The organism is Streptomyces caatingaensis, assembly GCF_001187435.1.
Lineage (GTDB): Bacteria > Actinomycetota > Actinomycetes > Streptomycetales > Streptomycetaceae > Streptomyces > Streptomyces caatingaensis.
Window position 1 is genome coordinate 472,121 of the sequence record NZ_LFXA01000002.1, and the last position, 11,907, is coordinate 484,027.

10 protein-coding genes, 2 tRNA genes and 1 pseudogene are annotated in these 11,907 nt (G+C 78.0%); 8 read left to right on the plus strand and 5 right to left on the minus strand.

Annotated elements, in window-relative coordinates; translation table 11 throughout:
• Window positions 1–4 precede the first annotated feature (4 nt).
• The 5 genes and pseudogenes from AC230_RS02835 to AC230_RS02850 all read left to right on the plus strand — a co-directional run bounded on the left by AC230_RS02835 (window position 5) and on the right by AC230_RS02850 (window position 4,959).
• Entirely contained in the window at window positions 5–646 is a 642-nt protein-coding gene (locus AC230_RS02835; RefSeq protein WP_049714314.1) for an isochorismatase family protein, read from the plus strand.
• Window positions 647–780: 134 nt separating this feature from the next.
• A pseudogene (locus tag AC230_RS34215) lies at window positions 781–2,310 on the plus strand (condensation domain-containing protein); the annotation flags it as partial.
• A gap of 81 nt (window positions 2,311–2,391) precedes the next feature.
• Window positions 2,392–3,198, plus strand: a complete 807-nt coding sequence (locus AC230_RS34220) for an AMP-binding protein (protein WP_422125556.1) — start codon at window positions 2,392–2,394, stop codon at window positions 3,196–3,198.
• 56 nt (window positions 3,199–3,254) lie between these two features.
• Entirely contained in the window at window positions 3,255–3,947 is a 693-nt protein-coding gene (locus AC230_RS02845; RefSeq protein WP_078870904.1) for a 4'-phosphopantetheinyl transferase family protein, read from the plus strand.
• 169 nt (window positions 3,948–4,116) lie between these two features.
• Window positions 4,117–4,959, plus strand: coding sequence for a DUF2127 domain-containing protein (locus tag AC230_RS02850; protein ID WP_049714316.1), 843 nt, complete (start codon window positions 4,117–4,119; stop codon window positions 4,957–4,959).
• Between the two features lie 53 nt (window positions 4,960–5,012).
• Here the strand turns inward: AC230_RS02850 and AC230_RS02855 are convergent.
• Window positions 5,013–5,086, minus strand: a tRNA-Lys gene (locus tag AC230_RS02855).
• Window positions 5,087–5,178: 92 nt separating this feature from the next.
• Here AC230_RS02855 and AC230_RS02860 point away from each other — a divergent pair.
• Window positions 5,179–7,074, plus strand: coding sequence for a sensor histidine kinase (locus AC230_RS02860; RefSeq protein WP_049714317.1), 1,896 nt, complete (start codon window positions 5,179–5,181; stop codon window positions 7,072–7,074).
• Between the two features lie 39 nt (window positions 7,075–7,113).
• On the opposite strand, the gene AC230_RS02865 is transcribed toward AC230_RS02860, so the two are convergent.
• The 3 genes from AC230_RS02865 to AC230_RS02875 all read right to left on the minus strand — a co-directional run bounded on the left by AC230_RS02865 (window position 7,114) and on the right by AC230_RS02875 (window position 9,304).
• On the minus strand, window positions 7,114–8,442 hold the full coding sequence (locus AC230_RS02865) for a glycosyltransferase family 25 protein (RefSeq protein WP_049714318.1): 1,329 nt from the start codon (window positions 8,440–8,442) through the stop codon (window positions 7,114–7,116).
• Between the two features lie 4 nt (window positions 8,443–8,446).
• Window positions 8,447–9,118: a 2OG-Fe(II) oxygenase gene (locus AC230_RS02870; RefSeq protein ID WP_049714319.1), complete on the minus strand. Its 672-nt coding sequence runs from the start codon at window positions 9,116–9,118 to the stop codon at window positions 8,447–8,449.
• Between the two features lie 112 nt (window positions 9,119–9,230).
• Window positions 9,231–9,304: transfer RNA gene (locus AC230_RS02875), tRNA-Lys, on the minus strand.
• A gap of 40 nt (window positions 9,305–9,344) precedes the next feature.
• Between AC230_RS02875 and AC230_RS02880 the strand changes: the two genes are divergently transcribed.
• The gene (locus AC230_RS02880; protein ID WP_078870905.1) at window positions 9,345–9,770 is read left to right on the plus strand and encodes a LysE family transporter; all 426 of its coding nucleotides are present in this window, start codon (window positions 9,345–9,347) and stop codon (window positions 9,768–9,770) included.
• A gap of 28 nt (window positions 9,771–9,798) precedes the next feature.
• Here AC230_RS02880 and AC230_RS02885 read toward each other — a convergent pair whose 3' ends face one another.
• Window positions 9,799–10,149 carry a VOC family protein gene (locus AC230_RS02885; protein WP_049714320.1) on the minus strand — a complete coding sequence of 117 codons (351 nt, stop codon included), beginning with the start codon at window positions 10,147–10,149 and terminating at the stop codon, window positions 9,799–9,801.
• A 499-nt stretch (window positions 10,150–10,648) separates the two neighbouring features.
• On the opposite strand from AC230_RS02885, the gene AC230_RS02890 reads away from it, so the two are divergent.
• Window positions 10,649–11,866 carry an aminotransferase class I/II-fold pyridoxal phosphate-dependent enzyme gene (locus tag AC230_RS02890; RefSeq protein ID WP_049714321.1) on the plus strand — a complete coding sequence of 406 codons (1,218 nt, stop codon included), beginning with the start codon at window positions 10,649–10,651 and terminating at the stop codon, window positions 11,864–11,866.
• Window positions 11,867–11,907 lie beyond the last annotated feature (41 nt).

The following is an 11,907-nucleotide window of genomic DNA, read 5'->3' on the forward strand; positions in this document are numbered from 1 at the left end:
CACCATGGCGCTCCCCGCCATCGCCCCGTACCCCATGCCCACGGAGGACGACCTCCCCGCGAACAAGGTGGACTGGAGCCTCGACCCCGACCGGGCCGTCCTGCTCGTCCACGACCTCCAGAACTACTTCCTCGACGCCTTCACCGAGGGCGCCTCGCCGGTCACCGAACTCCTCGCCAACGTCGGCCGGCTGAGGAAGGAGTGCGCGCGGCGCGGCGTGCCCGTCGTCTACTCCGCCCAGCCCGGCGGCCAGAGCCCCGCCGAGCGCGGGCTCCAGCAGGACTTCTGGGGGCCCGGACTGCCCGCCGGCGAGCGGGCGGGGGCCGTCGCCGACGCGGTGGCGCCCGGCCCCGGCGACACCGTCCTCACCAAGTGGAAGTACAGCGCCTTCGTCCGCTCCGACCTCGCCGGGCTGATGGCCGCGCGGGGCCGCGACCAGCTCGTGGTCGTCGGCGTCTACGCCCACATCGGCGTCATGATGACCGCCTGCGACGCCTGGATGCGCGACATCCGGCCCTTCCTCGTCGCCGACGCCGTCGCCGACTTCTCGGCCGGGGACCACGCCATGGCCCTGCGCTGGGCCGCCGCCAAGTGCGCCGTCGTCACCACCACCGACCGGCTCCTCGCGGACCTGGAAGGGAACTGACGGCGATGTCTGCCACCCGTGGCCGGGCGCTCCCCGACTGCGGCCCGGCCGACGGGAGTTCCGCCCCGGCGGGCCTCCCGTTGACGGCCGCCCAGGCGGAGCTGTGACGCGTCCAGGCCCGCGACCCGCGCAGCCCGGCGCTGAACGCCGCCGACTGCCGGGAGATCCACGGGCCGCTCGACCCCGTCCTCTTCGCCGAGGCCCTGCACCGCACCGTCGGCGAGGCCGACGCCCTGCGCATGCGGATCACCGTGACCCGGGACGGGCTGCGCCAGCGGCCCGTCGTCGTCGAACCGCCCGGCCACGGCTTCCCGTTGTTCGCCGCCGACCTGCGCGAGGACGGCGACGCCCGCGCCACGGCGCTGGCCTGGATGCGCTCCGACCTGGAGCGCCCCTTCGACCTCGGCACCGGGCCCCTCTTCGCCCACGGCCTCTTCCGCGTGGGCGACGTGCGCTGGCTGTGGTACCGCCGCGTGCACGGCGCCGTGCTCGACGCGCACGGCCGCGCGCTCGTGGACCGCCGCGTCGCCGAGGTCTACACCGCGCTCGCGGCCGGCGCCGACCCCGGGCCGAGCCCGTTCGGCCGCCTGACCGGCCTGGTGGCCGACGACGTCGCCTACCGCACGTCGGCGGCCCACGACCGCGACCGGGCGTACTGGCGGCGGAAGCTGGCGGGCACGGCCGCACGCGCGGCGACGCACGACCGCGCGGCGGCACCCCCCGGCCCCGGCGGACGCCCCATCCGCGTGCGGCACACCGCGCACCTCGACGCCGCGACCACCGCCCGGCTGCGCGAACTCGCCGCCGCCGTACGGGGGTCGTGGACCGGGCTGCTGTTCGCCGCGCAGGCCCTGCACCTGCGCGAGGGCCGGGGCGGCAGCACCGGCGACGTCGTCCTCGGACTGCCGATGACCGCGCGGACCTCTCCGGCCGCGCTCCGCGTGCCGGGAGCGGTGGCGAACACGCTGCCGCTGCGGCTGACGGTCACCGGGGAGACCACCTTCGCCGACCTCGTGCGCCAGGCCGACCTCGGCATCCGCGAGGCCCGGCGCCACCAGCGGCGGCGCGGCGCGGGCATCCGCCGGGAGCTGCCGGAGGCGGCGGGCGTCCTCGACGGACCGCTCCTGCACGTCGCGCCGGGCGAGGACCGCGTCACCTTCGCGGGTGCCCGGACGACCCTGCGCCCGCTGGCCGCGGGGACGCCCGAGCGGACCGTCGTCACCGTCCGGGACGCCGACGGGGGCGGGCTGAGCGTCGACGTCGACGCCGACCCCGCCGCCGGGCCGCACGGGCGCGACTTCCCCGGCCTGCTGGCCCGGCTCGCCGGGGGCGACCCGCACGCACCGCTGCCCGCCGCGTCCGAACGCCCGCGTCGCACGGCCCGGTTGCGCGACACGGCCGTCGCGCTGCCGCCCACGACCCTCATCGGCCCGGTCGAGGCCCGGGCGGCCCGCACCCCCGGCGCGACCGCCCTCGTCACCGACCGCGAGCGGCTCACCTACGCGGAGCTGAACGCCCGCGCCAACCGGCTGGCCCGCCGCCTCGTCCCGCTCGGGGTGGGCCCCGGCACGTTCGCCGGCATCGCGCTGCCGCCCTCGGCCGGCCTGGTGGTCGCCGTGCTCGCCGTCCTCAAGGCGGGCGGTGCGTACGTCCCATTGGCGCCGGGGGAGCCGGCCGGTCCGTTCGCGCCCGTCTGCGTGCTGGCCGCGCCCGCCGACGTCCCGCCGGACACGGCGGTGCCCGCCGTGGACCCGGCCGCGGTGGACCCGCGCGGCCGGCCGGCCACCGACCCGGCGCGCGCCCTGACACCGCACCACCCGGCGTACGCCGTCCGCTCCGGCGGCGGACCCCTCGTCGTCCCGCACTCGGCCGCCGACAACCGCCTCCGCTGGCTCCAGGGCCGCTACGGCCTGACCGCCGGCGACCGCTTCCTCCCCGCCCCGGACGCGGACCCCTCCCTGGCCCACCTCCTCTGGCCCCTGCGGGAGGGCGCCACCCTCGTCCTCGACCCCCGCGCCCCGGCCGCCGCCCTGCGCGAACACGCCGTCACCGTCGCCGCGTTCGGCCCCGACGCGCTCGGCCGCTTCCTGGCCGACCCGCGGGAGGAGTCCGCCCGCGCCCGCCCGCGGCACCTCCTCGTCACGGGGACGGCGGTGCCCGACCCGGCCGCCGTCGCGCGGCTGCGCGCCCTGCTCCCGGGGACGGGGGTGCACCACCACTACGGGCCGGACGGGGCCGCGGGGGCGGCGTGGTACGGCTGCGCGGCGGGCGAGGAGCCCGGCCCGGTGGTCCTCCGGCCCGGCTGGAACCTCCGGCTGTACGTCCTGGACGCGACGCTGGAGCCGTGCCCGCCCGGGGTCGCCGGGGAGCTGTGGGTGGCCGGGGCCGGGCTGGCCACCGGGTGGCCGGGGCGGCCGGCCCGCACCGCGGCCCGGTTCGCGGCCGATCCGTACGGCCCGCCCGGGACGCGCATGTACCGTACGGGCGAGGCGGCCCGCCGCCGGGAGGACGGCGGCGTCGAGCCGCTGGGGCCGCTCGGCGGCACCGCATGACCCCGGCCTCGGCGGATGCCGCCGCCGAGGCCGGCCCACCGGAGAGGAACGCCCTGATGCGCGCACGGCCGTTCGGCGACGGCCCGCTGCCCGGCCCGTGGACCCGCGGCGGCGGAGACGCCCCCGAGGTGTGGCTGCTGCGCGGCGCGGACGGCACCGCCGGCCACGAGCACGTGCTCGACGCGGGCGAACGCGCCCGCGCCGACGCCTTCGTCCGCGCCGGGCACCGCGAGCGCTACGTCGCCGCGCACGTCGCGCTGCGGCGGCTGCTCGGCGCCTACCTGGGGCTGGCCCCGGGCGAGGTGGAGTTCGTGCGCGAGCCCTGCCCCTGCTGCGGCGCGCCGCACGGCCGCCCGGCCGTGGCGGGCGCCCCGTTCCACTTCAGCCTCTCGCACGCGGGCGACCTGGCGCTGCTCGCCTTCGCGGACGTGCCCGTCGGCGCGGACGTCGAACAGGAACCGCGGCCCTCGGTCGTCGCCGACGTCGCGGGCTCGCTGCACCCCCGGGAGGCCGCCGAACTGGCCGCGCTCCCCGAGGCCGAGCGGGTACGGGCCTTCGCGCGCTGCTGGACGCGGAAGGAGGCGTACCTCAAGGGCACGGGCACCGGCCTGGCGGAGGCCCTGTCCGTGACGTACGTGGGGTGCGGGGAGCACCCCGCCTCGCCCGACGGCTGGTCGGTCCGGGACGTGGCGGTGGGGGAGGGGTACACGGCGGCGGTGGCCCTGGCCGCGGCCCGGCCGCACCGGTAGCGCTCGCCCGGACCGGTCCGCCCGCGCCGGGAGGGACTTCCCCGGCCAAGAGCGGGCCAAAGGGGCACCACGGGAAGGCCCGCTTTCCGCAGCGGCGCCGTCAAACGCGGCGTGTCTCCCGCCGGGTCGTCGCCATAATCCTGTGCGGACCGAGCGAAGGGGGACATCGGTGGCGGACACCCCGGGCCTGGTGCCCGCTCCGGGCGTACGGCCGCGGCGGCGCGGGATCGGCTACGAACTGCTGGAGTGCGCGCTCCACAGCCACCGGCTCGTCGGCACCGACGCCGCGCGCGTCGGCCCCGGGGACGCGCTGCTGGTGCGCGAGACGCCCGACGGCCACCGCTGGCACCGCTGTCTGCGCTGCGACGCCTGGCTGGCGCTGCCGCCGCCGGACCGGCCGGGGCGCGAGGTCCCCGAGCAGCGGGCGGAGATCGGACTCCCGCTGCGCGGCAGGCCGCTGCGGGACCGCTACGTCCTGCGGCTGATCGCGATCGACCGGCTGGTGCACTTCCTGGTCCTCGGCGTCCTGGCCGTCGCCGTCTTCCTCTTCGCCCACGAGCGCGAGCGGCTCCGCGGCCCCTTCTACCGCGTCGTCGACGACCTCCAGAACGGCGTCGGCGGCCCCAGCGGCGTCCACGGCCACGGACTGCTCGGCGACCTGGAGAAGGCGTTCGCCGCCCACGACCGCACGCTGTGGGTGATCGGCGTGGTGATCGCCGCGTACGCCGTGCTGGAGGGCGTGGAGGCCGTCGGGCTGTGGCGCGCGGCGCGGTGGGCCGAGTACCTGACCTTCGTCGCGACGAGCGTGCTGCTGATCCCCGAGGTCTACGAGCTGACCGGCCACGTCAGCGCGTTGAAGGTCTGCACCCTGCTGATCAACCTCGCGGTGGTCGGCTATCTCCTGTTCGCCAAGCGGCTGTTCGGGCTGCGCGGCGGCGGACGGGCCGAAGAGGCCGTGCGCGAGCGGGACAACGGCTGGCAGGCGCTGGAGCGGGTGTACCCGGGCGGGTGACGAAAAGCGCCGGGCCCGCGCCGGCCGAAACCGTGCGCGGGCCCGAACTCCCGTGCGCCACCAGGGACTCGAACCCCGGACCTACTGATTAAGAGTCAGTCGCTCTGACCAACTGAGCTAGCGGCGCGGGCAGAACATTACCTGCTCTCCTGTTCGAAGCAAAACGGCGTGAGGGTCCGGGAAGGATTGATCCACCACATGTGAGCGCATACATACCCTGTGTCATCGAACGGCTCGCTCGCCCCTGATGTCCCGGCCGTCCCGTCCCCAAGGGGCGGGGGACACGCGGCCCTTGCCGGACTGTGCCTGGCCCCCCTCGCCGCCGCGCTCGCCCTCGCCGCCCTCGGCCGCGACCCGGCCGCGCTCGCCCGCGCCGGTGGCGCCCCGGTGACGGCCGTCTGCTTCCTGGCCGCCGGGGCGTCCGTCCTGCGCGCCGGCCGCCCGGACCGACGGCCCCTCGCCCGGGGCCTGTTCGCCGTCTCCGGCTTCGACGGGCTGCACGTGCTCGCCACCGTGCTCGACGGCCCCGCCGCCCGCGTCCTCGGCCCGCTGCCGCCCGGCTGGGTCCCGCTCCTGACGGACGCCGGGGCGCTCGGCGGGGCGGGCGCCTTCGCCCTCCTCCCGCTGGGGTTCGCCGGGGACGCGCCAAGGGTCCGCAGCGCTGTCACCGCCGCGGCCCTGGTCGTCTACGGCAGTTGCCTGGCGTCCCCGGCCCTCGGCGACCGCTTCCCCTGGCTCCCGCAGGCGCTCGCCCTCGCGGTGCTCGCCCGGCTCGTACCGCGCGCCGTACGCGCCCGGGGCGCGGCCCGGCACCGGCTCCTCGCCCTGGCGACGGCCTGTGCCGCGTACTGGACGATCCGGTCACTGCCCCATGTGCCGCCCGGCGCCGCCCTGTTCGGCGGCACCGCGGCCGCCCTCGCCGCGGCCCTCGTCTGCGCCGCCGACCCCGTCCGGCCGGACCGGATCCTGCGCCCCGTCGTCGTCGCCCTCGCCCTGGGCGTGGGGCTCTCCCACGCCTACGACGGCCTCGGCGCGCTCCTCACCGGCCGGTTCGGGGCCTCGCGCGTCACCGCCGCGGCCGTGGCCTCGGGCCTGGTGACCCTCGTCGCCCCGCCCGCCGTGTCCCGGCTGCTGCGCGCCGTCGACGTCCTGCCGTTCGGCCGCCGCGCCCGGCCGTACGCCGCCCTGCGCGCGCTCGGCGACGAACTCGCCCGCCGCCGGACGCCCGCCGGGGCGGCCCGTGCCGCGTGCGACGCCGTCGTCCGGGGGTTCCGCGTGCCGGGCGCGGCCCTGGCGGTGCGCACGCCGCACGGCTTCCGCGAACTCGCCCGCGCCGGCGGGGCGGTCGGGGAGCCCGCCACCACCGTCGACCTCCGGCACCACGGGGAGTGCGTCGGCCGCCTCGCCCTCGGCGCGCCCGGCCTGGACGAGGACGACCGCGCCGTCCTCGGACTCCTCGCCGCCCGCCTCGCCCCCGTCGTCCGCGACGCCGGACTGCACGAGGGGCTGCGGGCCGGGCGGGAACGGGTGGTCGCCGAGCGCGAGGACGAACGCCGGCGGCTGCGGCGCGAACTGCACGACGGCCTCGGTCCCGTCCTCGCCACCATCCGCCTCAACGTCGAGACCGCCGGCTCCCTGCTGACCGGCGTCCCCGACGCCCGCGTGCCGCGGCAGATGCTCGACGCGGCCCGGGCCGGGGCCGGGCACGGCACCCGCGAGATCCGCCGCCTCGCCGCCGGCCTGCGCCCGCCGGACATCGACGAGCGCGGCCTGCCCGAGGCCCTGCGGCTGCTCGCCGCCCGCTTCTCCGCCGCCGCGGAGGTGCCGGACGCCGTCCCCGACCTCTCCGCGGCCTGCGAGGCGGCGGTGTACCGCATCGCGGAGGAGGCGCTGACGCAGGCGGTACGGCACGCCGGGGCGTCCGTCGTGCTGCTGCGGCTGTCCGCCGGGGACGGGGAGCTGGTGGCCGAGGTGACCGACGACGGGGCGGGGACGGCCGCCGTCCGCCGGCTGCGCGAGCTGGCGGAGGAGGTCGGGGGGTCGCTGTCCGTGGAGGTGGACAGGGGCGGGGGATCGGTGGTGCGGGCGGTGGTGCCGGTGCGGGTGGGGTGTTGAGGGTGCTCCTCCGGTGCCCCCTCGGAGGCCGGGGCGCCCTCACCCCTGTGCCGTCACCGCCGGAGCCACCGACACCAGCCCCTCCCGGAAGCGCCGGTCGCAGTACCGCTCCAGGCCCCCGTGCGCGGCCACCCACACCCTCATGTCCCCTTCCCCCGCCGGGATTTCCGCCAGCAGACGGTCGAACACCCGCCCGTGGTAGGCGACCGCGCCCCCGCCGAGCCGGCACACCGTCCACCGCCGCTCCGCCAGCTCGTCGAGGTGCGCCCGGAGCAGCGCCTCCGCGTCGGGGTGGAAGGTGACGTCGTCCTCGAGGACGAGGACGTGGGAGAGGCCGCGGCGCCGCGCCTGTTCCACGGCCCGCCGGTGGGACAGCGCGTGCCCGGCGGCCCGGCCGTCGTCGCCGGACACGGTGACGGCCGGGAAGCGGCGGACGATCGCGTCGGCGCCCAGCCGCCGGAAACGCCGCGCCGCCGCCACCCAACGCAGCGGTTCCGTGTCGGAGTTGACGCACAGGACCGCGTCGAACCAGTCGAGCGCGTGCGCCCGCTCCGCCGCCCGCTCCGCGACCCAGCCGTCGACGGCGGCGTCCCCGTACACCTCCCGGCAGTGGTCGAGCACCGGCTCCACCGCCATCCCCGCCTCCTCCCACGCGAGGAGCCGGTCGCGCCACAGCGCCCCAGGATCGGGAGCCGGCGCCCCCGGGGCCCGCCGCGTCCACCGCAGGAACGGCAGGCACAGCACCCGCGCCCCCGCCGCCCGGTACTTCTTGTGCAGGTAGCCCTCCTCCGCGCCGTGCCCGCGCAGCCGCGGGTTGAAGCCGGGCCACGCCTCCCGCCGGCAGGCGAACAGCCCGAGGTCCTGCATGCCGATCTCGAACGGCGGCGCGTCCGGGTCCGTGCCGCGCGGGTCGCAGCCCCACGTCCCGAACGAGGAGCCGTCGAAGACCGGGTCGAGGTGCGTGCGCACGGCGCGCAGGTCGTCGTCCAGCAGCGGCCCCTGGAACAGGTCCCGCGCCCCGGGACGCGCGTCGGCGAGGGCGAGGAGACGGGCGAGCGCGCCGGGCGCGAGCAGCGTCCCGGAGTCCACGCACAGCACCCACTCGGTACGGGCCTCGCGGACGGCCAGGTCCCGCAGGGCCGAACCGTGCACCTGGTCGCAGGAGACGTGGCGCAGCCACGGCAGGCCGCGCAGGGCGGGCGCGGCGGGCCCGCCCGGATCCCCGTCGGCGAGGAGGAGTTCGCAGCGGCCGGCCGCCTCGGGGTGGTGGAGCCGGAGGGCCAGCGCGGTGAAGTACGCCCCGTCGTGGTCGTCGTCGCGGACGACGACGGCGACGGTCAGCCGGGCGGCGGGCGGCGCGGGCGTCACGGGGTCACCGGTCGGCCGCGCCGAGCCAGCCGTGGAAGGCGAACCGGCTGTCCAGCAGCTTCGCCGACGGGCAGGTCACGGGCCGGATCCGGTACCAGGCGTCGGCGGGGAAGAAGACGAGGGAGTCGTGGTCGGGCTGCACGTCCCGGAAGGACTCGGCCACGCAGGCCCGCCCCTCGCGGACCGTGCTGTCGAAGATCCGCGTCTGGCCGCCGGTGAAGCCGCGCGGCCTGCGGTGCAGGTGGTAGAGGAAGGTGATGCGGCCCGCCCCGGCCGAGTCCCGCGCCGGGGCCCGCCGCGCGGCCGCGTCGCCGGCGGGGAGTTCGTTGTGCATGGTGAGGGCGAAGGACACCCGCGCGTCGGTCACCGGCACTCCCAGCAGCGTCATCACCATCGGCGCCAGCCGCGTCACCAGGGCCACCAGTGACGGGAACCGCGCCGTCTGGTCCGCGCAGCGCCAGATCGGCGGCACCCCGGACTCCGTGTCCGCGCCCCGCTCCCGGACCTCGGCCATCAGCGCCCGGCAGCCCTCCTCCAGCAGCCGGTCGGCCGCCGCCGCGCCCAGGACGTCGTCGAAACGGCACATCGGCGTCGCCACCGCCACCGCCGTCGTGGCCGTCGCCGGAGGCGCGGCGGCACCGCGCGGCGCCTCGGCCACCCCCACGTGCTCGGTCATCGCGTCACCTCCGCGTCTCGCGTCCGGGCATGCGGCAGGGGTACCACCGGCCGTACGACGCGAAACGGCCGTGGCCCCCGACGGACGAACCGGCGGGGGCCACGCTGAGAAGTGCGCCACCAGGGACTCGAACCCCGGACCTACTGATTAAGAGTCAGTCGCTCTGACCAACTGAGCTAGCGGCGCGGGCAGAACGTTACCCGATCTTCCGTTCGATGCAAAAACGCTGCTCAGGGCGGCAGAGGCGTACTTCGTCGTCAAGGTCCTCGGCGCGGCGTACCTCGCCTGGCTCGGCGTCCGGGCGCTGTGGCGGAGCCGCCGGGACGCGCCGGGCGCGCCGGGGCGGACGCAGGGCGGACGCGGCCCCTATGTGTCGGGCCTGGTGACGAACGTCCTCAACCCCAAGATCGCCGTGTTCCACACGGGACTGCTGCCGACGCCGGCCCCGGACGGGCTGTCCACGGCGGCGGGCATGGGTCTGCTGGTCCTGCTGCACGCGGCGCTGACCCTGGGCTGGCTGGGCGGCTATGCGTGGCTCGTCACCCGGGCGCGGTCCGTCTTCGAACGGCCGCGTGTGCGGCGCGCGTTGGACCGGGTGACCGGTGTCGTCCTGATCGGCTTCGGCCTGCGGGTCGCCACCGAGGCCGGCTGACGACCCGCCGCCCCTCCGGCCGCTCCGTTCACTCCTGCCTGCGGTCCACGTACTCGAAGATCGACCCGTCGGGGTGGCGGGCCACGAGGTTGCGGCCGATGGGCGTCGGCACCGGCCCGGCGATGATGTCCGCGCCGACGGCGCGCAGGTCGGCGAGCGCCTCGTCGACGTCCGTCACCGCGATGGTGGCCTTGATCTTCCGCAGGATGGACAACTCCGCCTCGGGACCGCTCATCAGGAAGAACGAGCCGACGGCCGCGACGGCGACGCCGCCGCGCCGGAAGCGCATGGCTTCCGCGCCGGTCAGCCGTTCGTAGACGGCGATCGACTCCTCGAGATCGCGGACGCACACCCTTAGCGAAGTCCCCAGAATGTTCATGGGAGCCAGGCTAGTTGTCCGGGGGCGGGGGGGAAGACGGCCTCGCGGGGGAGGGTGGGGTGGCGAACGTCCGCCCCCTGTACGGCAGTTCGCCCGCGGCCCGGGCAGGGGGCCTTCGGGGGCGGGTTCACCCGTACCGGCGATGCGGGGCGGGTGGGGCCCGCCGGGGGATTCCGCCCCGGTCGCGACCTTGCTCCCCGGGAGGCGGCACCTCGGTTTCCGGCACGCCGCCGCGCGGGGAGTCGCGGTTGCGCCGCGAGGTCCCCGAACGCCCGCTGCGGCGCGGTGGGGCGCAGGGGTGCGCGGCCCCCGCCGGCCGCCCGCCGCGCGGTGTCGCGGGTGAGGGGCGCAGCCCCCGGGGGAAGCGGTGAAAGGGCGGGAGCGGGGAAGGATCCAGCGGGCGCCGTCACCCGGGCGCCCGCGCCGGGCGGTCGGCCGCCACCCCGTCTGCGAGGGTGGACGAAAAGCGTGCCGCAGGGACGGAGGAGGTGCGCACGGAATGCAGCAGGGCTCCCCACCGCCCCCGGGCGTCCCCGGATTCCCCGGCCCGGAGCCCTCCCTGCCCGTGCTCCCCGAGCTCGCCGGGCGCCTCGCCGCCGAGGCGGGCCGGGCCGTGCCCGAACCGCTCGGCGGCGGCGCGGACCTGCGCGCCGCCGCCTGCGCGTACTGGGCGCGGCGCGGCCTCGCCGCCGATCCGGCGGACGTCGTCGCCGCCCCGGGCCCGCAGCCGCTGCTGCTCGCGCTCTTCGCCTCGGCGGGCGGCGAGGTCCTGCTCACCCGGCCGTGCGCCGCCTGGTACGCGCCGCTCGCCCGCCTCGCGGGCCGGCTCGCCTACCACGTGCCCGTCCCGGCCGAGTGCGGCGGCGTCCCCGACCCGTTCGCCCTGCTGGAGACGGTCGGCCGGATCAGGGCCGAGGGCGGCAGACCGCGCTTCCTCGTGCTGTCGGTCGCCGACGACACCACCGGCACCGTCGCCCCGCCCGAGACCCTGCACGAGGTGTGCGAGGCCGCGGCCGGCGAGGGGCTCACCGTCGTCAGCGACGAGACGTGGCGGGACGGCCGGCACGACCCGCACGGCACCGTCTTCGTCGGGCCCGCCGAGATGTACCCGGACCGCGTCGTCGTCCTCACCGACCTCGCCGGGAGCCTGACCCCGTCGTCCTGGCCCGCCGCCGTCGCCCTCTTCCCCCGGGCCGCGCCCGGTCCCGTCCTGCGCGCCCGGGCGCTGTCGGTGCTGGCGGCGCTGCGGGCCGAGCTGCCGCCGCCCGTGGCCGGAGCCGCCCGCTGGGCCCTGGGCGAGCCCGCGCCCGTCCGCGAGCGGACGGCCGCCGCCGCGCGGCTGTACGCGGCGCTGACCGGCGCCGTCCGCGAGCGGATCACCGCCGCGGGGGCGCTCGCCCGCCCCCCGCGGACCGGCCCGCACCTCTACGCGGACCTCGGCGAGCTGCGCGGGGCGCTGGCCCGGCGCGGAGTCGCCGACTCCGTCGACCTGGAGGACCGGCTCACCGCTGCGCTCGGCCGGCCCGTCCCCGGCGGCCACCGGTTCGGGGACGACCCGGACGCCCTGCGCGTCCGCCTCTCCGCCCTGCCGCTGCTGGGTGCCGGCGACGACCTGCGCCGGCGCGCCCTCGACGACCCCGACCCGCCGGCCCTGCCGGACGTCGCCCGGGCGCTGGACGCGCTCGGCGCGGCGTTCGCCGAACTGGCCGGCGGCTGACCGCCGGTGCCGTCGCCCGTCGATGAGCCTGCTCTTCCCGA